Origin of the sequence: Chryseobacterium gwangjuense (assembly GCF_021311115.1) — a bacterium.
Lineage (GTDB): Bacteria > Bacteroidota > Bacteroidia > Flavobacteriales > Weeksellaceae > Chryseobacterium > Chryseobacterium gwangjuense.
On the sequence record NZ_JAJTNP010000002.1, the window covers coordinates 189,574 to 211,025 of the forward strand.

Consider the following 21,452-nt stretch of genomic DNA (forward strand, 5'->3'; position numbering starts at 1 on the left):
GACTTTGATTTTTTAAACGTTGAACTTTTGAATTAATTTGCAAAGATACAAAATATTGTGACAGAATGTCAGGAGTAAAATTTAGTTTAAAGAGATTTTAAAATTAATTGGCCGCAAACTTAATTGGCATTTTAAAAACCTGTTTTATAGGTACACTTTTATAATACCCCGGCTTCCAATATGCCTTCTTGCTATTGGTAGCACATCTCACCACCATTTCATTAAATTTATCTAGTGTAGACTGATTTTCAATATAGAAAAATCCAGCCTCTCCATTTGTATCTATATCAAAATTTATTGTAAATGAATAATCTCCAATCGGTCGATAGCCATTAGTATCAAAACATTTAGCAAAGTTTTCTCTAAACTTCATTATATTACTTTCTTTATCTTTGTATATATAAATCGGCATCGAAAACGCGTCATCACTTACACGGTTATTAAAAAGTAAATCATCATGAAAAAGCATAGTAACCATTGCTGCATTTTTTTGCCCATTTACTTCAGCAGGTTTCCAATTTTTCACGTCCTTCAAAACATCTAAAACTTTCTCTTTTAAACATTTATTATTCTCTTCTGCATTTTTATCAGAGTCGGAAACATATTTTATTGTTGCATCAGGATAAACAACAAACCTCATTAAAAGCGCCTCTGTTTTTTCACATGACCTCATCTGTTTTTTCACAACAATCTGCTGTACTTCACTATATAGCCCTTGCCTACCTCCTTTATAAAAATCTTGACCTTTGGGATATTCGTACAAAACTTGTGCGTATAACAGATTAGAAATAATTACAAGCACTAGAATAAAAAATTTATATTTCATCATTATAATAATTAAACACCTAACTCAAGTATAGTTTTCGTGAAAACAAATAAAAGTTGATATCATTGTTCAAAAGATTAATTTAATCACTTTTTTACATATCCGCAGACATAGATGAGAATCTCATCTTAAGCTTCATTTCAGATTTTATCGGTTGTCCGTTACAGGTCGCTGGAGACCAGTTTTTCTTAATTCTTCTTACCACATACTGCATATCATCAAAGAAAACTTCACTATGCAATACTTTCGGATCTCCTGAAATATCAGTTACTTTTCCGGTAGCATCAATGGTTAATGTAAAGGTAAAGTCTCCCGACAATGTATAGAAATCAGAATTAAGATAGGTATACATATATTTTTTCAGCACTTCTTTATAAGCCGCCGCTCCTCCTTCATAGCTTGCTGCTTTGAAATCATTGCAATTCTTGGCTGCAATCTGCAGAAAAGGTTCTTTAATGTCTATTTTCAAAAGATTTTTATTGTTTTCTACAATAAAAGATTCATCTCTATCTTCTAAATCTGTTTGTGCAAAAGTAAAGTTTGCTACAAAAAGCCCTATAAATAATGCTATTGCTTTCATACTCTCTTTTTTTCGGTTATCATTTATAAACACCAAAATTACACCAAAAAAAAGAAACTTCACCAGACAGCGAAGTTTCCCTTTTATATTTTTTGAATTTGTCTTTTTGAGTTACAAAACCTCAATCTGATTTTTCAACAAATCTTCAAATTCATCTCTTTTTCTAATTAAATGAGCCTTTCCGTCTAAGAAAAGAACTTCTGCAGGCTTTAGTCTTGAATTAAAGTTCGAACTCATTTCAAAACCGTAAGCTCCTGCATTGTGGAATACTAAAATATCGCCTTCTCTTACTTCATTCAGCTTTCTATCCCATGCAAAAGTATCTGTTTCACAAATATTTCCAACCACTGTATAGATTCTTTCCGCTCCTTTTGGATTCGATAGATTTTCAATCTGGTGATAAGAATCATAGAACATCGGACGAATCAAATGATTAAATCCTGAATTTACTCCAACAAAAACGGTAGCAGTTGTTTGCTTAATTACATTAGCTTTTACTAATAAATAGCCGCTTTTTCCCACAAGAAATTTCCCCGGTTCAAACCATAATTCAAACTTCTTTCCTGTAGATTTTGAAAATTCAGAGATTACTTTTTCTACTTTTTTGCCTAATGTTTTCACATCGGTTTCTTCCTCACTATCCTGATAAGGAATTTTGAAACCGCTTCCCATATCCAGATATTTAAGGTTCGGGAAATGTTCTGAAAGTTCCAACATAATATCTAAGGCCTGCAAGAAAACATCCGGATCTTTGATCTCACTTCCTGTATGCATATGAAGACCTTCTACATTCAGATTGGTAGACTTCATCACTCTTTCGATGTGACGAACCTGATGAATGGAAATACCAAATTTACTATCGATGTGACCTGTGGAAATTTTATAGTTTCCTCCGGCAAAAATATGCGGGTTGATTCTTACTAAAATAGGGTACGAATTTCCGTATTTATTCCCGAATTGTTCAAGAATGGAGATATTATCAATATTAATATGCACTCCAAACGTCATTGCTTCTTCAATTTCGGCAAGATCTACACAATTGGGAGTAAATAATATTTTTTCTTTCGGGAAACCTGCTTTTAACCCAAGTTTCACTTCGTTAATTGATACACAATCCAAAGAAGCACCCAGGTTCTTGACATACTTAAGGATATTGATGTTTGTCAACGCCTTTGCCGCGTAGAAGAACTTTGTGTGTTTTAAAAAAGAAGATGTAAGTTTTTCGTATTGCGTTTTAATAGATTCTGCATCGTAAACGTACACCGGTGTGCCAAACTCATTGGCGATCTTTAATAATTCTTTAGGATTCATAATTTCATTTTAACATAAAAAAAGGCAGATTCTTCGAAAAGAGTCTGCCGCAATAATTATTTTTATGCAAGACAACTCTTTTAAATATTCCAAACCTTAGAGAACTTTACAGCTCCCTTTTTTCCAGTTTTAATTTGTTTAAAATTTTGCATTGCTTTTACTTAATTTTTTGCAAAAATACTATTTATTTTGAGAAAATAACCCCGAATTTTTATAAAATGTAAAATTCTAATTTATTTCAGCAATTGTGAAATAAGACCGATTATAATCAGGATCAATAAAAATGCAGAGACAGATAGTGGATTGGCAAAATTGATTGTCCAGCCCAATCCGAACCTTTTTGGAGAAAATATTCTTTTATCTTCTTTGTTATAATAAAAAAGTCCGAATTTCCAATGAGAAGATTCTTTATCTGCACTATTCATTATTTCTTTATTTTAAATTACTTTGGCAACGGCAACGTTTCAAAATCACCTCGAAGTAAAGCCAATTGTAGTTCATTCGTAAGATCGGATGTCGGTAAAGGCAAATCGATCTTGAGCTTTGAAATTTTACTCATGGTCTGAATTTGGGTAAACAGTTCGTAAAAACCGTAAGAAACTGCTTTTCCGTTTTCAATGATGAGGAATAATTTTTCTCCTAACTTTCGCCCTTGTCCTAGCCAAAGCTCGTTTCTTTTTTTAAATTCAATCTTATTTTTAAAAGCATCAATATCTTTATATTCTTCAATCTTTTCAATAAACTGAACCGCTTTTGTCCCTTGCGTGAAAGACCTGAATTTCAGAATTGGTTTTTCGATTTTATTCAGTTTATTTTTTTCAACAACATATTTATCATTCCTGCAATACAGTCCAAACGGAAGCGTATCTCTTTTCTTAATTCCTTTAGAGTTTAAAATCAGCTTAGCTATAATATCTGTTCCGGTAAGTTCGTAATTAATTTGTTCAACATCATTCTGAATGGTTTCCCACTTTTTAGATTTTGAATTAAAAACTTTCTTTGAGAACTTGTTGATATCCTGAACATGATCTGAAAAAATGATTTTCCCAGCTTCATTCTGGAAGTAAACAAACCCTTTTTCATTAGGAAGATCCTGTGTCAGTTCTTTGATTTTATTGATATACGTTTTCGCATTCGTTTCTTCGTGCTGCTTTTGAATAATTTCGTTTTCAGTATCTTTTGATACTAAAAGTTTGAATAATTCCAACGTTGCTCTTGCGTCTCCCTCTGCTCTGTGATGATTCGTTAAGGGAATACCGAGAGATTTCACCAATTTTCCGAGAGAATAGCTTACCTCATCAGGAATCAGCTTTTTCGCCAACGGAATGGTATCTAATGTATTGATTTTAAAATCATACCCTAATCTTTGGAAAGACTGACGAAGCATTCTGTAATCAAAATCAATATTATGCCCTACTAAAGTTGTGTTCTGTGTAATTTCAATAATTCTTCGGGCAATTTCATGAAATTTCGGGGCAGTTTTAACCATTTTTGGAGTAATACTGGTCAATTTCTGCACAAAAGGTGTGATATCGCTTTCCGGATTTACAAGCGAAATGAACTGGTCAACAATCTTCTGACCATCATACCTGTAAACAGCAATATCTATAATGCATTCTTTTCTGTAACCTGCACCATTGCTTTCTATATCAATTATCGAATACATTTAATTTTTGCGAATTTCTTCTAAATTACTATTATTTTTTTCATCAAAGTTCAAAACCTGCTGATAACAAGCTAATAACATAACTTATGCCAAATATCTCTGTGAAGCATAAAAGGAGAATCCTGCTAAAATAATAAAAATTATATAATTCTACCTTCTTCTTCCTCCCAATCCAAGCATTCCTAAAATAGCTTTAGCTCCTTCTCTCAGTAATGTATTGGTAAATGTTCTGCCTTGTCTGCTGTTCAGAACCTGCTCAAACATTCCCGGTTCTTCTTTTACCGGTTTTGTTTTTTGTGTTGGGGCTGCATTCTGTACCGCCTGTTCCATTCTGCTAGTTAACATTTCATAAGCAGAGTCACTGTTTACAGGATTCTGATATTTAGCGACCAATGCCGAACTATTTGTCAGTTCAGAAATTTCTGCATCATTCAGGACATCCATTCTCGATTCAGGTGAAATCAAATAGGTATGAATCAATGGTGTAGGAATCCCTTTTTCGTCCAAAGCAGTAACAAAAGCTTCTCCAATTCCTAAATTTTGGATCAAAGTAGATGCATCATAAAACTCCGTTGTCGGATAGTTTTCAACTGCTTTTGTGATTTCCTTTTTATCTTTTGCTGTAAAGCCTCTCAAAGCATGCTGAATTTTTAATCCTAACTGAGAAAGAACCGCTTCCGGAACATCTCCGGGAATCTGGGTGATGAAATAAATTCCTACCCCTTTTGAACGAATCAATTTTACCATAGTTTCAATTTGTGAAACCAATGCTTTTGAGGATTCATCAAAAATCAAATGCGCTTCGTCGATAAAAAGAACCAGTTTCGGTTTTCCGCTGTCTCCTTCTTCCGGGAACGTCATGTAAATTTCCGCAAAAAGCGAAAGCATAAAAGTAGAAAACAGCTGCGGTTTACTCTGAATATCTGCCACTCTTAAAATATTGACAACTCCTTTTCCGTCTCTGGTTTCCAGTAAATCGTGAACATCAAAACTTAATTCCCCAAAGAAATCTGAAGCTCCCTGCTGCTCCAAAGCCACAATAGATCTTAAAATAGCACCTAAAGAAGCTGAAGCGATTGAACCATAATTGGCAGCCAATTCTGCTTTACCTTGTGCATTATCCGTCACATACTGCAATACTTTTTTCAAATCATTAAGATCAATTAAAGGCAGTCCTTTATCGTCAGAATATTTGAAGACAATTGCCATGATGCTCTGCTGTGTTTCATTCAGTTGTAAGATTTTACTCAATAAAACCGGTCCGAATTCCGTAACCGTAGCTCTTAGCTTCACTCCTTTTTCTCCTGAAATCGTCATCAATTCTACAGGAAAAGCTTGCGGATTGTAAGGAAGCTGGGTTTTAGCATATCTTTCTTCGATGATCGGATTCATCGCTCCGGCTTCTGCAATTCCGGAAAAATCTCCTTTTATATCTAATACCAAAGAAGGAATTCCCTGATGAGAAAGTTGCTCGGCAAAAACCTGTAATGTTTTGGTTTTTCCTGTTCCCGTTGCTCCAGCAATCAGTCCGTGACGGTTGATTGTTTTCAGAGGAATGGTAACATTCACTTCAGGAACCACTTCTCCGCTCAACATTCCTTTTCCTAATATAATATGCTCTCCTTTCGGAGTATATCTTGCATTTTGTTCTTCAATAAATTGTGCTTTGTCTGCCATTTGATCTTTTTATCTTATAAATATAAAATTTTTTGGAAAACATTGAAGCATAGAATATGAATCATGATTAATTTCAGTTCATCAATTTCAAAAAGCTTATTTTAGCAATAAAAATCTGATTATTCGAATTTTAAGAATAGAAAACAACACAAAAAAACAACTTTATAGATTTATTCTATCGGGATAGATTCTTTATTTTTGACAAGTATTAAAAAATAAACCCGATTTTTGTACTAAATAAACATTAAAGCTTTTACAATCAAATAATGAAAGTTGAACAAATATATACAGGATGTCTCGCTCAAGGTGCATATTATATTGTATCTGAAAATGAAGCAGCAATTATTGATCCTTTGAGAGAGATAAAACCTTATCTTGATCGTTTAGAAAAAGACGGCGTTACATTAAAATATATTTTTGAAACCCATTTCCACGCCGATTTTGTTTCGGGACATCTGGATTTAAGCAAAAAAACAGGGGCTTCCATCGTTTATGGTCCTACTGCACAACCTCAGTTTGAAACCATCATCGCAGAAGACAACCAGATTTTTGATATCGGGAAAGTAAAAATAAAAACCTTACATACTCCCGGTCATACGATGGAAAGTACAACGTACCTTCTGATTGACGAAAATGGTGTAGAAACTGCAATTTTTACAGGAGACACCTTATTTTTAGGAGATGTCGGAAGACCTGATCTTGCTCAAAAAGCAGGAAGTGTTACTCAGGAAGATCTTGCCGGGATTTTATATGACAGTCTTCAAACGAAAATCATGCCTTTGGATGACAGCATTACAGTTTATCCGGCTCATGGTGCAGGTTCTGCATGTGGAAAAAATATGCAGAAAGAAACGGTTGATATTTTAGGAAATCAAAAAAGAACAAACTACGCTCTTAATCAGCCTGATAAAGAATCATTTATCAGAGAAGTTTTAGACGGATTAACTGCTCCACCTAAATATTTCGGAATGAACGTAGCCATGAACAAAGGAGGCTATCAAAGTTTTGAAACGGTAATGGATAAAGGATTAACTCCAATTTCTGTTGAAGATTTCGAAGCTTATGCAGAAGAAACGGGTGCGTTGATTTTAGACACCAGAGGAGCTGCAGACTTCCATAAAGGATTTGTTCCTAATTCTGTAAACATTGGTCTAAAAGGCGATTTTGCTCCTTGGGTAGGAACTTTAATTGTTGATGTAAAACACCCTATTTTATTGATAGCAGAAGCAGGAACTGAAGAAGAAGCGATCACAAGACTAAGCCGAGTTGGTTTCGATAATGTAGTAGGATATTTAAAAGGAGGTTTTGAAGCTTGGAAAAATACAGGAAAAGAGACCGATGAAGTGAAAAGAATTTCACCGACCGAATTTGCAGAGCAATTCAAAGAAGATTCTAAAGTGATTGACGTAAGAAAACTGACAGAATATTCTGCAGAACATATTGACAATGCATATAATAAACCTTTAGATACGATCAGCGATTGGGTAACTTCTGTTGATGATTCTGAACACTTCTTCTTACATTGTGCGGGAGGATACAGAAGCATGATTGCCGCAAGCATCCTTAATTCTCACGGAATCAGAAACTTTACTGAAGTAGAAGGAGGTTTCAACGGCATTAAAAAAACAGAAAAACTTCCGACAACAGATTTTGTTTGTCAGTCGAAAACTTTGTAAAAAATCAGCTATGTCACAAAAATTCCAGGAAATTATAGATTCCGAAAGACCGGTTCTGATTGATTTTTTTGCAACGTGGTGTCAACCTTGCAAAGTACAGTCTTCGGTTTTAAATACGGTAAAAGAAAACATAGGCGAAGGAGCAAGAATCATCAAAGTAGATATTGACCAATATCCCGCTCTTGCAGCTCAATACGGAGTTCGCGGTGTTCCAACCTTAGCGATCTTCAAAAAAGGAGAAATGCTTTGGAAAGAAAGCGGCGTTCATGACGTCAATACATTGACCCAACTTTTAAAAGAATATGCTTAAAACTGTGATTTTTCACAGTTTTTTTATTTTTAATTACAGCAGATTCATACAGGTATTTAAGTGGTTTTTACGCGAAGTTTCATTTTAATACTGATTAATATTAAGTGAGCCAAGAGGAATCAACAAGTTGATTTTAAAAAGCTTTCGTTTCAGCTTCGCACAGCAAATTTATTTGCCTTTGTTTTCTAAAATCAAAAGTTTAAATCATTAATTCTTTGCGTTTAAATTTATTTTTAACTCAAAAAAGTATCTTTGAAATTATACGACAAGAATTATAATTCAATCGAAAAAGAATCACGATCATTTAAAAACTGAAAATGATTTCTGAAGCTTTTCAATTCTTCCGCATCCAATTCCGCAGAAACAATATTTCCTTGTTTTTGGGAAATTTCTTTTCCGTCTGCGAAGAAGCAATGTGAGCTTTCCTGATAAAATAAATTATTTCCGTCTGTTCCAATTCTATTCAATCCAAAAACAAAAGACAGGTTTTCAATAGCTCTGGCTTTCAGCAAATGTTCCCAGGCTCCTACTCTTTTTTCGGGCCAGTTGGCTACATATAAAACAGCATCATAATCATCATTATTTCTGGCAAAAACAGGGAAACGAAGATCATAACAAACCTGCAATAGAATTCTGAAACCTTTGTAATTCACGATTACCCTTTCCTTTCCCGGAGTGTATACTTTATCTTCTCCTGAAAAAGAAAACAGATGTCTTTTATCATAGAACTCAACCTGAGAATCCGGCTGTACAAAATACATCCTGTTGTAAAATTTCCCATTTTCTTCTACGGGAGCACTTCCACAGAACGCAGCATTTTTCTCCTTCGACATTTTTTTTAAAAACTCCAGAGATTCCTGATTTCTATCTGAAACCTCAGAAGCATCCATACAAAACCCTGTTGAAAACATTTCCGGAAGAAGAAATAAATCCGCTTCCTGATCTTGTAATTCTTTTTCTATGGATTGAAAATTTGCCGTTTTATTTTTCCAGATGATATCTAAATTCAGTCCTGTGATCTTCATAAACTTTGTTAAAAAACTTCAATAAAAATACGATTTTCCAATGATTTCGGTTCTATTTTTGATACGGATTGTTTTTAATACTACTATAAAATTGTAAAATTTATGAAGAAATTGGTTTTTATGTTCGCACTGATCTTTGCGGGAGCTACTGCAAATGCACAGGCGTGGAACGGGAAAGGAGATCAGAAAATCAACGCTGGATTAAGTGTTTGGGGATACGGAACAGGGGTTACCGGAACTTATGATTATGGTTTAAATAATTTAATCTCCATAGGAGCCGGTTTGAACGGTTATTTCGACAATTATAAGGATAATGACAACGACAACAATGTTTTCATATTCGGAAGACTGAATTTTCATTTGAAAGATGCCTTACAGTTACCTGAAAAATTAGATATTTATCCGGGTGTAGATGTAGGAGTTCTGGGCAAAGATTTCGGAATCGGAGCTCATATTGGCGCAAGATACTTTTTCACCGAAAGAATCGGAGTTTTTGCAGAGATCGGAAACAATGGCAGTTTGGGAGTTTCCTTTAATTTGTAAAAAATCATCCTATTATATGACAAAGCTTCTCGTTTCGGGGAGCTTTTTTATTTGGCATAGTTTTGATAATTGTTACCTTTGCAAACTAAACATAAAAAGCATTAATGGAAATAGCAATCAAACTGTTTCAATTTATATTGAGCATTTCTATCTTGGTAATCCTTCACGAACTTGGGCATTTCTTACCCGCAAAATGGTTTAAGACCAAAGTTGAAAAATTCTATCTTTTCTTCGATCCATGGTTCTCTATCGCTAAGAAAAAAATCGGTGAAACAGAGTACGGTATCGGTTGGCTTCCTTTCGGTGGATATGTAAAAATTGCCGGAATGGTAGACGAAAGCATGGATACCGAGCAATTGAAACAACCTGCTCAACCTTGGGAATTCAGAGCAAAACCGGCTTGGCAGAGACTGATTATCATGTTAGGAGGGGTTACTGTAAACTTTTTCCTGGCTTGGCTTATTTATGGATGTTTATCTTTCTTTAACGGGGAAACAACGTTTGACACAACGAAAGTTGACACGCCAATGCATTACACCAATGTTGCTAAAGCAATGGGCTTTAAGGATGGTGATAAAATCTTAAAAGTAGACGGAAAAACACAGAATAATTTAGATAAATTGTCTCTGGATATTTTATTAAGTGATCAGGTAACTGTTTTAAGAGACGGCAAAGAAACAACTTTCAATACAAATGATGACGGAAAAGCTCTTGCTTTTAAAGATGAAAACCCTAAAGGATTCCTTACTCCAAGATATGCTGCCGTAATTGATACAATCGTTAATCCTAAAACAGCAGAAGCAGGATTAAAAGTTGGTGATCAGGTAATTGCTGCAAACGGTCAGAAAATCAATTATTATGATGAGTTTCAGGCTGCCGTAGGAAAAAGCGCAGGAAAACCTATTAATATTGAAGTTCTTAGAAACGGAACTCCACAACCTTTGAGCATTCCTGTATCTAAAGAAGGAACGATCGGTATTGCCTCTTACAAGCAATTGGAGAAATATGCGAATACTCAGCATTTCACTTTTGGGCAATCTATCGGAAGAGGATTTACAAGAAGTATTGAAAGCTTAACGTATCAGGTAAAACAGTTCAAATTAATCTTCAACAAAAAAGTACAGGGATATAAGAAAGTAGGAGGACCTCTCGCTATTATTAAAAACATGCCTGTAAACCAATCAAAAGACGGAAGCGTTTCCATCAACTGGACTGCTTTCTGGAGTTTTACGGCAATGTTTTCAGTTTGGTTGGCATTTTTGAACTTAATTCCAATCCCAGGATTAGATGGCGGACACGTTATTTTCACATTATATGAAATGATTGTAGGGAAACCTGTTCCTCAAAAAGTATTGGAAAACGCACAGATGGTAGGGGTTATCTTCCTGTTAGGATTGATGTTACTGATTTTCGGAAGCGATATTTTCAAAGCCTTAACCGGAAGCTTATAATATTTTTTTAATTTTTTAATAAAAATATTTGTAGGGTATAAATATTCGTCCTATATTTGCACCACTTAAAACAAAGGACATTCCTCCTTAGCTCAGTTGGTTAGAGCATCTGACTGTTAATCAGAGGGTCGCTGGTTCGAGCCCAGCAGGAGGAGCCAAAAAGACTTACAGAAATGTAGGTCTTTTTTTATGCTTATTTTTTAAAATCTTCATTAAACCTTTGCTTCAACTTAATGTATTGAAAAATAATTAAATAGCCTTTAAAACCCCATGAGTAAAGGAAATTTTTCAATATTTTTAAAATAAAAATTTGTATAATATTAATATTCATATTATATTTGCACCACTAAAACAAAGGAACATTCCTCCTTAGCTCAGTTGGTTAGAGCATCTGACTGTTAATCAGAGGGTCGCTGGTTCGAGCCCAGCAGGAGGAGCCAAAAAGACTTACAGAAATGTAGGTCTTTTTTTATTCCCAAATTCTTTTTAAACTTTTCCCAAATCGTTATTTTATTTCATTGAAGAAACCTTCTATCTATCACAATATTAGTCGTGTTATTTTCGTTACCTTTGCAGTTTTACAAAACAATCGCAAAACCTTTTAAACACTTTGCAAAACAGCACAGTTTTTGATTATGCTAAATGCTTGAAGAAACGAATGATGTCAACTAATAATTTTAAATATTATCTTTCTTGTTTTTCCATTATTTTTTTCGGCTTTTTACAGGCCCAAAATTCCGTCAACGGAAAAATTATTGATGAAAAAACTAATACCCCCATTTCTGGCGTAGACATATTTATCAACGACAGCAATACTCCTTATACAACCACTTCATCGTCAAATTTCAGCGTGAAGTCTGATTCTGTGATTTACAAACTTAAATTTCAGAAAAAAAACTACGCTTTAGAAAGCATAAATATCACCGCTGAAAGTTTCCAGGATCTGATCATAAAAATGTCTTCAGAAAAAGTAAGCAATATCGAAGCGGTTGTCATTCACAACGAACGTCCAAAGTTCAAGAATAAAAAAGAAAACCCTGCTTATGCCATTATGCAGAAAGTATGGGAAAGAAAAAGAAACAATGGGTTAGATAAATTCGACACCTACACTTACAAAGAATACGAGAAGATTCAGTTTGACGCCAATAATCTGGACAGTGCGTTCATGAAGAAAAAGATCTTCAATAAGCTTGAATTCATCTTCGACTACAAAGATTCTACCGCAAGCGGAAAAATCGGACTTCCTGTTTTCTTAAATGAAGCCATTTATGAAAATTACGGAGAAAATAAGCCTTCAAAAAGAACAAAAAGACTATTAGTTGCTCAGAAGACTTCAGGCTTTCAGGATAATCAAATTATTACTTTAACGGCAAAAAATCTTTATCGTGATATCAACATTTACGATAACACATTAAACTATTTCGATATTGGATTTCCCAGCCCGGCCGGAGGAACAGGTTTTAGTACCTACGATTATAATTTAGTTGATACCATTTCCATTCATGGAGAAAATGCTTTCAAAATCCGTTATCAACCTAAAAGAAGTGATGTTTTAGCATTTCAAGGATATCTTTATATCGACACAGATAGCTATGCTGTTTTAGGAGCTACTTTAAAATCAACACAGAAAATCAATGTTAATTTTATTAACGGGATCTCGACAGAACTAGAATACGACAATCCGGACGAAAATACTTTCTTACCAAGAAAATTCGTTACGGAAATTGAAATGACTCCGTTTTCAAAAAAGAAAACCTCAAAAAGCATTGTTGCCAAACGATCTGTTGATTATACGGAATATGAATTCAACAAACCTCTCGAAGACAAACTGTTCAAAAGAAAAGAAGAGGAATATGATGATAAATTCGTTGATAAAGACGATGCCTATTGGTTAAAAGCAAGACCTGATTCGTTATCAAAAAGTGAACAGGGAATTTACGATATGCTTGACAAGCTTCAGCAAACTCCTAAATTCAACAGAATCGTGAAGTTGTATGAAACTTTAGGATCAGGATATTATAATATTACCAAAGGAATAGATTTAGGTCCTATTTTCTCTATCTATGGGAAAAATGAGATAGAAGGTGACAGAATCCGATTGGGAGCAAGAACTTACTTCACCAGAAACGACCCTTGGAGAGTTCAGTTTTATACCGCTTATGGCTTCAAAGATCAGCAAGTGAAATACGGTGCCGAAGCGAGATTTATGTTTAACAGAGTTAACAGATTCACCGTTGGAGCAGGAACCAGAAGAGACATCTTACAATTAGGAGTTCAATTAACCAATGACGACGGAATTATGGCAAGAACCTTCGCTTCTTCAACTCTTTTTGCCAGAGGTGAAAATGCTTCATTAAGCTCCGTAAATCAAACGAATGTTTTCACCTCTATTGAGCCTTGGAAAAACTTCCAGATCAGACTGGACGGAACCATGCAAAGCATTAAATCTGCCAATCCACAAGGCTTTAATTTAATGTATTATAAAGATGGAAACCTGAGACAAACCACAAACGATTCTCACTTAACACTGAGCTTAATTGCCAGACCGGGAGCAAAATTCTCTCAAACGGGGATCGACAGATATGAACATGGAACACTAGCTCCGACCATTGTTTTGAAATATACAAGAGGTATCGAAGGATTATTTGGATCTGACTTTAATTATAATAAATTACAGTTCATGTTCTACAAACCTGTTTTAATTGGAAGCTGGGGAAAAACTTTGATTAATTTTGAAGCAGGAAAAAATTTCGACACCGTTCCATTAGCCTTACAGAATGTAATTCCGGGGAACCAGTCTTACAGTTTAGCCCAGAATACTTTTGCTCAGCTTAATTATTATGAATTTGTTGCAGACACCTATACAACGCTTCATTTAGAGCATCATTTTAATGGAAAAATCCTTTCTTACATCCCTTTGATCAAAAAACTAAAATTAAGAGAAGTTGCATTCCTTAGGGGAGCTTACGGAACATTGAGCGATGCATCAAAAGCAATCAATGTTGCCGGATTTAAATATTCAGCACCAAGCGAACATGTTTACTACGAATATGGTGTCGGAATTGAAAATATTGGTTTTGGAAATCTTAGAATCTTCAGAGTAGATTTCAACTGGAGAGGAAACTATCTTGACAGACCGGATATTTCAACATTTGGCATTAAAGCCGGCTTCCAGGTAGGATTTTAAAAACTCAAATATGTATTTCTTCAACGAACCGGCAGAACCGTTTACATCGTTTAACTATTATGATTTGTCATTCTTTTTTATAATCCTGGTCATTAATATTTATATATTCAAGAGAAAATCGAATATTAGAATAAACCGTTTTGTAAAGATTATCGTATTTATTCTTTTCTTTATATTAATTCCCTATGTATCAAACATAATTGAAACCAGAAACATTTATAAAAAATTTACAATCGTTGACAGTTTCAATCTTTGGTATCTACTCTTTAAATATCCCGTTTGGTGGACAATAGGAGTTTTAGAAATTCTATTTCTATCTAAAATTCAAAGAAAAACAGCCTAAATCAAATTTTTAAAGCATAAAAAAATCCCCAACAAATTGTTGAGGATTTTAATTTTTATAAAACGCTTAGATTATGCGTTTGCTTCTACAGATACAAAAGATCTGTTGTTTGCTTTCTTTCTGAAAACTACTTTACCGTCTATTAGAGCAAACAAAGTGTGGTCTTTACCGATCCCTACGTTTGCACCTGGGTGGTGTTGAGTACCTCTTTGTCTAACAATAATATTTCCAGCAATAGCTTCCTGGCCTCCGAAAATCTTTACACCTAATCTTTTAGAGTGAGATTCTCTACCGTTTTTGGAACTACCAACTCCTTTCTTATGTGCCATTTTATTTTAAGGTTTTGTGTGGTTTAACAATTATTCTGCGCTAACCTCCTCAGTCTTAGGAGCTTTTTTAGCTTTAGTTTCTTTTTTAGCTCCGTCAAATCCTGTAATACCAGTGATTTTGATCTGAGTTAATGACTGTCTGTGACCGTTTTTCACTTTGTAACCTTTTCTTCTTTTCTTTTTGAAAACGATTACTTTATCAGCTTTTACGTGATCTAAGATCTCTGCTTCCACAGTGATACCGCTTACAGCTGGGGCGCCTACAGTGATTGCTCCGTTTACAGTAAGAAGTACTTTATCGAAAGATACTTTACCTCCTTTGTCTCCTGCTAAACGGTTCACAAACAACTTCTGGTCTTGCTCAACTTTGTATTGAAGCCCTGCTATTTCTACAATTGCAAACATTGTTTATAAATTTTTAGTTATTTCGAGGTGCAAATATAAGAAATATTTTCTAATCCGCTCAAATTCAACCCAATCTTTTTTTAAATAATTTTTTAACTATGTTTTGAATAATTTTTCACAATAAAGTGATAATGTTTTTCGTTTAAATTAATAACTTCGTTTACACCAAATATTCATATATATGAAAAAAAACTTCCACTTCCCAATAGTATTGGGAGCAATTGCTGCACTCTCATTATCAGCATGTAACGACGACACTCTGGAAGCTCCTATTCAACAGGAGCAGAAAACAGAAAGCTTAAAGATCGACCAACCGAACGAATTGGAAAAAGTTTGTTATTATGTAGATCAATACTGGAGTTCCTCATCTGTTTTATCGACCTCACTGCAAAACTCTACAGACACCAATTTTATGAATTCTCAGATGACAAAAATTGCAAGTATGTGGGGAAGAAGCAATCCTACATTAAGATTCGTGAATGATCCTTCGAATTTTAATTCCACTTACAATGCGATTTCTTATTCGACAGGGAAAATCTATTACGGTTACGCTATTTATTATGACGCAAAATCGAAAGGCGGAGACATTGTGAATGCAATGATTTTGGCCCATGAATATGGTCATCAATTGCAGTACATATTCGGATTACCTTCCGTAAGTGAGTCTACTGCGAGACCAAACGAACTGGAAGCTGATGGTTTTGCCGGATATTATCTGAGAAGACCAAACGGCTACAATCAGACCAGTTTTGCACAAATTGCAGCGGCTTATGAATTTGCACAAAGCATCGGAGACTATCAAACAACAAGTGCAGGACATCACGGAACTCCACCACAAAGAAGATCTGCGGTTCGTCTGGGATTCTTGTTGGGCCAATATAATCTTTCCGCTTCTGCTTTTGATTATAACTTCTTTTATTATTATCAGGGCGTTTTGAACGGAACTTATAAAATGGCAAAAAATTCTCAATATCCGGAGCTTGATAATTATATGAAGCAATATCTGGAGGAGTTGAAACAAATTCAGAATGGAGAAATTTCTGCGGAAGAATTTAAAAATTTAAAGTAACATCCTTTTTTGAAATATCTTTCTTAAGAGGCAGGCATTGTTCCTGTCTCTTTTTCTTTGTCAAAAAAATTCATAAAGTTTATTTACTTTTGAGCTCAGATTACATCATCATGAACAGAGATCTTTATATAGACTTTGCTAAAGGACTAGCAACACTTTCGATTATTTTCATTCATACCGCATTTTGGTCCGGTCAGTTTTATATCGCACCGGAAGTGAGGGTCTTTTCATTGGTTTTTGATGTGGCACTATTCTATGCTTTAAGCGGATTAACTTCCGGCTCAAACGTAGAAAAAACGTTTTACAGGCTTTTAAAGTTGCAAATCACTTATATGATCTTCGTAACCCTTCTTTTCTTTTTAGATTATTTCTTTAAAGTTTTCGGACTCGCTTTTTTCTCTCTGGAATGGCTTCATAACTTCTACTCTACTTTCGGATCAAAATATGCCGCAATAGATATTTCAACGCAACCTCAATGGCAAAATCTCGGAAACTGGTATCTTCATCAGTACACCAATGCAGATACATTTCCTGTCGTAATGGGTAGTTTCTGGTATCTTAAAGTGTATTTTATATTAAGTGTATTCGGAGTTTTAATTTTAAAATTTTTCCCGAAGCATATCAATTGGTTCTTGGGAATCTGTATTGCACTGACAGTAATTTTCAACATTTTCCCTGAATATTACCCGTCCGGACAGGTAGGATATGTTGCTTTTTATATGACCGTTTTTCTGGTTGCCCATCAAATGAAAGGCAAAAAAATTCCAACAAAATGGATTCCTATACTGTACGGATTGGTTGCTTTAGCTTTAATCTGGATGTTTTCTTATTACGGAAATGAAGTTTTCTATAAAATCAACAAGAATAAATTTCCTCCCACTGTTATCTATATCATCTGGACTTTCTTTTCTCTTACCACCTTATTTGTTTTTTACAACAGACTTAAAGTTTCAAAAGAAAGTTTCGTTACTTATATCGGTAAAAACGCAATCTTCTTTTACTTTGCCCAGGGAATCAGCTCTTCTTTGGTTTATTTCTTAGTAGTTCCATTAAAAGAAAATATGTCTTGGTGGGTTTTAATGATTTTAATTTACCTCATCAATATTGTTTTAGCATTTATTATTGCGGCAGGATTAAAGAAATTTGACGGTTTCGGATGGAAAGTCTTGGAATTTTTAAGAAAGAAAACAGCTTCTCAATCTGCCTAAAACTCAATTTGAAATAAAATAATATTCTTATTGTAAATTATTTTAATTTTACAAAAATTTTTTAAGTCATGTTTAAGTTGAAGCTTACTACCGATCCGAGGTGGGCAAATATTGCAGAAGGAAACCTTCAGGAAATTTTGACCGATCATGCTTGGTGTGAACAAAAAGCAGCAACCAACGCAATTGGGCTCATTACCATGCTTCCGGAATATCCAGAAATCGTGACCGAGCTTCTAGCAATTGCTCAGGAAGAACTGGATCATTTTAATCAGGTTCATGAAATCATAAAAAAAAGAGGCTATACTTTCGGACGTACCAGAAAAGATGACTATGTCAACGAATTGGTCAATTTTATTCAGAAAGGAGGTAACAGAGACGACTTAATCGTTGACAAAATGCTTTTTGCAGCCATGATCGAAGCAAGAAGCTGTGAAAGATTTAAAGTTTTAACAGAAAACATACAGGACGAAGAGTTAAAAACGTTCTATAGAGATCTGATGATTTCGGAAGCCAATCATTATACTACGTTTATCGGATTTGCAAGACAGCTTGGAGATCCTGAAAAAGTAAACCAGCGTTGGGAAGAATGGCTGGAATATGAGGCAAAAATTATACAATCTTACGGAAACAAAGAAAGCATCCACGGATAAAAAATAACAATTGAAGAAGCCAACTTTTGAAAACCTTACCAGTTATTTCCTGAAGAATTTTTTTCAGGGTTTAATTATTATTGGCCCCATTGGTCTTACGGTTTTTGTAATTTGGTATATTGTAACTTCCATAGACAATATTGTACCATCAATTGCCAAAGAAGCTCCTGGTTTGGTGTTTATCTCCATATTATTGAGTACGGCAATACTGGGTTACTTAGGAAACAAATTTGTAGTCGGACGATTTTTTGTAGATGCCATAGATCGTCTTTTAGAAAAAACTCCGGGTATAAAACATATTTATTCTCCTACAAAAGACGTGATGTCTTCATTTGTAGGGGACACAAAAAAATTCAATGATCCGGTTTGGGTAAAAACCAATGAGAATCCTGAAATATGGAGAATCGGTTTTTTAACCCAGAAAGAAATGGCAGATGTCAATAAGCACAACTATGTTGCCGTTTACCTTCCTCATTCTTATGCGATTTCCGGCTGGGTAATTGTAACTGAAGAAAAAAACATAAAACCTGTAGTGGGTATGACTGCTGCTTCGGCAATGAAGTTTGCGGTAAGTGGCGGTGTTGCAGGATTCCATTCTGACGACAATATTTTCAAAGCACCGGAATAAATTTTTACTTTTAAAATAATATCAGATCAGATATTATTAAACCTCACGATTCAAAGTTTTTTAACCACAAAAGATACAAAAGACAAACTTTAGGTTTTTAAAGTTTTCCATTTTGGAAATAAAAGTTCACAAAAGAAGAAAATAAAAAACATCTTCAAAACTATGTGTTCTTATCGAATTAGGAGTATAAATCTTAAAGCATTCATAGATCTTAAGTTTTTGTGCTTTTCTGGTTAAAAATTACCGATTTTTACAAACAAAACTAACAATACGATTAAATTAAAAGGATGAGCAAAGTTGCAATCATAGGAGCCGGAGTTTCCGGATTGAGTATGGCCAATTATTTAGAAAAAAATAATATTGACTACCACATCTATGAAAGAAGAACCCCAAACGACCTGAAAGGACACGGATTTATTCTTCCGAAAGAAGGAATAGAGCACCTTTCAAGCATTATTAATATTGACGACCTTTATACGAAAGGAAGTTTCCTGAAAAAATACCTTCATTACGGACAAGACGGAGAGGTGATCTCAGAAAAAGATCTTGATGATGTATTTGTGGTTTCCAGAAGTGCATTAATAGAAATTCTGGCAAAAGGAATTCCTGCAGAAAAGATTTCTTATAATACAACAGTTACCCTAAACGGATTTTCCAATGGAAAAGCTGATATTACGCTTGATGAAAACACTCCACTAGATGCAGATATTGTTGTTGCTTCTGACGGATCAAGAAGCAGAATCAGAAGAACAATTTTCGAGCATGAAACGATGAAAGCTGTTCTTGAAAATGAAGTGGTAAACATTATCGAAAACGAAGAATTAGCCAGCCAGATTGAAAGCAACTTCCTGAAGTTTCACCACGAAAACGGAGGTCTTACTTTTGGAGTATTAAAACTTTCTCCTTCAAAAATCCTTTGGTATTGCCAATTCGATATCAGTAAGTTCTTTATTAATGAAGATTATACTCCGGATTGCATCAAACAATTCATGCAGGATCATTTTGGAGACTGGAACCCTCTGATTTCATCAATTATTGAAGGTTCGAGCTATGAAAATGCTCATATTTGGAGAGTTTATGAATTGGAAGAACTTAACCCTTTCTATCATGAAAACGTAGTGTTCATAGGAGATTCTGCACATCCACTGATTCCTTTTACAAGCCAGGGAGTGACTTCTGCTTTAAAGGATTCTTACACATTAACTCAGCTTTTATTGGAAGGAAACAACCTTCAGGAAACATTCAAAAAGTATGAAGAAGACAGAAAACCGGAAATTGAGATTCACATCAAAAACGGAAGAGCATTATTGAATCAATTCCTTTTACCATTAAGCGAACAACCGAAAAATACATTACCCATTTCATATAAATAATATGTTTACAAATAACGATATTAATTTCGAAGCCCTGAAAAGAAAAGCCTATAACGGAAGATGGGCAACATTAGAAGACGGAATCATTCCTCTTACAGCAGCAGATCCGGATTTCAGAATGTCATCAGAAATCGAAAACGGAATTATTGAATACATCAAAGACGGATATCTTAGCTACGGTCCTTTTTCAGGAATTCCTGAGTTCAAAAAAAGTGTTGCAGAGCATTTTAACACCGGAAAAAACGGAAGCTTTACTCCTGAGAATGTTTTAGCCGTAAACAGTGCTGCAATGGGAATGTTCATGGTAGCGAAATACGTTCTGAATCCGGGTGATGAAGCCATTATTTTTGATCCGGTTGATTTCCTGTTCAAAAAAACAGTGGATGCTGTTGGCGGAAACATCAAATTATGTGCGGTTGACTCTAAAACGGGAGATATCGATTTTGAGATGCTGGTTTCTTTAATTGGTCCGAAAACCAAGCTTATCAGTATTTGCAACCCGCACAATCCTGTCGGAAGAGTATATTCCAAAGAAGTTTTAAAGAAAATTTCAGAGATTGCTGCTGCTCATGATCTTTGGGTAATGAGTGACGAGATCTGGAGTGATATTGTGTACGACAAGAGAGAGTTCAATACCTATTCTTCTGTTTCTGAAGAAGCCAAGAAGAAAAGCTTTACGGTGTTCGGGTTCTCAAAGTCTTTTGGGATTGCTGGGTTAAGAATTGGAGCCGTTTTATGTAATGATCAGAATCTTTTGGATGATTTTACAGAAAAATCAAACTTTAATTCTACCATTGAAGGAGTTTCTACGCTGTCACAAATTGCTGCAAGTGTAGCTATTGACAAAGCAAAACCTTGGTTTAATGATTTCCTGACACATTTACAGCACAACAGAGATCTTGCGCACAGCATGCTAAGCAATTCAGGAATTTTAACACCTAATTTCCCGGAAGCAACCTTCGTAATTTTCCCTAAGATTGAAAACGGAATGTCGAGTGAAGCTTTTGCACAACATGTTTTACAGCAAGGAAAAGTAGCGATTGTTCCCGGTTCTGAAAGATGGTTCGGAAAAGGAGCGGAAGGACACGTTAGAATTTGTTTCTCAACGTCTCAGGAAATTCTTACTGAAGGATTAAATAGACTGATTAACAGTTTTTAAATAAAAAAACGCCTGAGATGTTCAGGCGTTTTTCTT

General features: G+C 34.8%; 19 protein-coding genes, 2 tRNA genes and 1 pseudogene. 13 read left to right on the forward strand and 9 right to left on the reverse strand.

Annotated features, from left to right (window positions below; all coding sequences use genetic code 11):
* Nucleotides 1-103 precede the first annotated feature (103 nt).
* From LV842_RS04295 to LV842_RS04320, 6 genes are all read right to left on the reverse strand, one after another.
* A complete protein-coding gene (locus LV842_RS04295) occupies nt 104-829 on the reverse strand; it encodes a hypothetical protein (RefSeq protein ID WP_233110228.1) in 726 nt (241 codons plus the stop codon).
* A 91-nt stretch (nt 830-920) separates the two neighbouring features.
* Nucleotides 921-1,406 carry an energy transducer TonB gene (locus LV842_RS04300; protein ID WP_233110229.1) on the reverse strand — a complete coding sequence of 162 codons (486 nt, stop codon included), beginning with the start codon at nt 1,404-1,406 and terminating at the stop codon, nt 921-923.
* Nucleotides 1,407-1,517: 111 nt separating this feature from the next.
* Nucleotides 1,518-2,717 (reverse strand): diaminopimelate decarboxylase, encoded by a 1,200-nt coding sequence (gene lysA, locus LV842_RS04305; RefSeq protein ID WP_233110230.1) that lies wholly within the window; start codon nt 2,715-2,717, stop codon nt 1,518-1,520.
* A 233-nt stretch (nt 2,718-2,950) separates the two neighbouring features.
* A complete protein-coding gene (locus LV842_RS04310; RefSeq protein WP_233110231.1) occupies nt 2,951-3,142 on the reverse strand; it encodes a DUF5808 domain-containing protein in 192 nt (63 codons plus the stop codon).
* 17 nt (nt 3,143-3,159) lie between these two features.
* Nucleotides 3,160-4,383, reverse strand: a complete 1,224-nt coding sequence (locus LV842_RS04315; protein ID WP_233110232.1) for a 3'-5' exonuclease — start codon at nt 4,381-4,383, stop codon at nt 3,160-3,162.
* Between the two features lie 150 nt (nt 4,384-4,533).
* Nucleotides 4,534-6,060 (reverse strand): helicase HerA-like domain-containing protein, encoded by a 1,527-nt coding sequence (locus tag LV842_RS04320; protein WP_233110233.1) that lies wholly within the window; start codon nt 6,058-6,060, stop codon nt 4,534-4,536.
* Between the two features lie 266 nt (nt 6,061-6,326).
* On the opposite strand from LV842_RS04320, the gene LV842_RS04325 reads away from it, so the two are divergent.
* Together LV842_RS04325 and LV842_RS04330 are read left to right on the forward strand one after the other, a co-directional pair.
* Nucleotides 6,327-7,736 carry an MBL fold metallo-hydrolase gene (locus tag LV842_RS04325; protein ID WP_233110234.1) on the forward strand — a complete coding sequence of 470 codons (1,410 nt, stop codon included), beginning with the start codon at nt 6,327-6,329 and terminating at the stop codon, nt 7,734-7,736.
* 10 nt (nt 7,737-7,746) lie between these two features.
* Entirely contained in the window at nt 7,747-8,046 is a 300-nt protein-coding gene (locus tag LV842_RS04330) for a thioredoxin family protein (protein WP_233110235.1), read from the forward strand.
* 272 nt (nt 8,047-8,318) lie between these two features.
* On the opposite strand, the gene LV842_RS04335 is transcribed toward LV842_RS04330, so the two are convergent.
* On the reverse strand, nt 8,319-9,071 hold the full coding sequence (locus LV842_RS04335) for a nitrilase family protein (RefSeq protein WP_233110236.1): 753 nt from the start codon (nt 9,069-9,071) through the stop codon (nt 8,319-8,321).
* 102 nt (nt 9,072-9,173) lie between these two features.
* Here LV842_RS04335 and LV842_RS04340 point away from each other — a divergent pair, with 102 nt between their 5' ends.
* From LV842_RS04340 to LV842_RS04360, 5 genes are all read left to right on the forward strand, one after another.
* Nucleotides 9,174-9,614 (forward strand): DUF6646 family protein, encoded by a 441-nt coding sequence (locus LV842_RS04340; RefSeq protein ID WP_233110237.1) that lies wholly within the window; start codon nt 9,174-9,176, stop codon nt 9,612-9,614.
* A gap of 104 nt (nt 9,615-9,718) precedes the next feature.
* Complete coding sequence (gene rseP, locus LV842_RS04345; protein WP_233110238.1) at nt 9,719-11,065, forward strand: RIP metalloprotease RseP; 1,347 nt, start codon at nt 9,719-9,721, stop codon at nt 11,063-11,065.
* Between the two features lie 81 nt (nt 11,066-11,146).
* Nucleotides 11,147-11,223 (forward strand) — tRNA-Asn (locus tag LV842_RS04350).
* Between the two features lie 205 nt (nt 11,224-11,428).
* Nucleotides 11,429-11,505: transfer RNA gene (locus LV842_RS04355), tRNA-Asn, on the forward strand.
* A gap of 218 nt (nt 11,506-11,723) precedes the next feature.
* Nucleotides 11,724-14,252, forward strand: a complete 2,529-nt coding sequence (locus LV842_RS04360) for a DUF5686 family protein (protein ID WP_233110239.1) — start codon at nt 11,724-11,726, stop codon at nt 14,250-14,252.
* 414 nt (nt 14,253-14,666) lie between these two features.
* Here the strand turns inward: LV842_RS04360 and rpmA are convergent, their stop codons facing one another.
* Both rpmA and rplU read right to left on the reverse strand, forming a co-directional pair.
* Nucleotides 14,667-14,924: a 50S ribosomal protein L27 gene (rpmA, locus tag LV842_RS04365; RefSeq protein WP_027387413.1), complete on the reverse strand. Its 258-nt coding sequence runs from the start codon at nt 14,922-14,924 to the stop codon at nt 14,667-14,669.
* 33 nt (nt 14,925-14,957) lie between these two features.
* Nucleotides 14,958-15,329, reverse strand: a pseudogene (gene rplU / locus LV842_RS04370) (50S ribosomal protein L21); the annotation flags it as partial.
* 181 nt (nt 15,330-15,510) lie between these two features.
* Here rplU and LV842_RS04375 point away from each other — a divergent pair.
* From LV842_RS04375 to LV842_RS04400, 6 genes are all read left to right on the forward strand, one after another.
* Nucleotides 15,511-16,398, forward strand: a complete 888-nt coding sequence (locus tag LV842_RS04375; RefSeq protein WP_233110240.1) for a neutral zinc metallopeptidase — start codon at nt 15,511-15,513, stop codon at nt 16,396-16,398.
* Between the two features lie 110 nt (nt 16,399-16,508).
* Nucleotides 16,509-17,606: an acyltransferase family protein gene (locus LV842_RS04380; RefSeq protein WP_233110241.1), complete on the forward strand. Its 1,098-nt coding sequence runs from the start codon at nt 16,509-16,511 to the stop codon at nt 17,604-17,606.
* Nucleotides 17,607-17,674: 68 nt separating this feature from the next.
* Complete coding sequence (gene miaE, locus LV842_RS04385; protein WP_233110242.1) at nt 17,675-18,256, forward strand: tRNA-(ms[2]io[6]A)-hydroxylase; 582 nt, start codon at nt 17,675-17,677, stop codon at nt 18,254-18,256.
* Nucleotides 18,257-18,266: 10 nt separating this feature from the next.
* Nucleotides 18,267-18,884, forward strand: coding sequence for a DUF502 domain-containing protein (locus LV842_RS04390; protein ID WP_233110243.1), 618 nt, complete (start codon nt 18,267-18,269; stop codon nt 18,882-18,884).
* A gap of 287 nt (nt 18,885-19,171) precedes the next feature.
* Nucleotides 19,172-20,257 (forward strand): FAD-dependent oxidoreductase, encoded by a 1,086-nt coding sequence (locus LV842_RS04395; RefSeq protein WP_233110244.1) that lies wholly within the window; start codon nt 19,172-19,174, stop codon nt 20,255-20,257.
* Between the two features lies 1 nt (nt 20,258).
* Nucleotides 20,259-21,416: a pyridoxal phosphate-dependent aminotransferase gene (locus LV842_RS04400; RefSeq protein WP_233110245.1), complete on the forward strand. Its 1,158-nt coding sequence runs from the start codon at nt 20,259-20,261 to the stop codon at nt 21,414-21,416.
* Nucleotides 21,417-21,452: the final 36 nt, after the last annotated feature.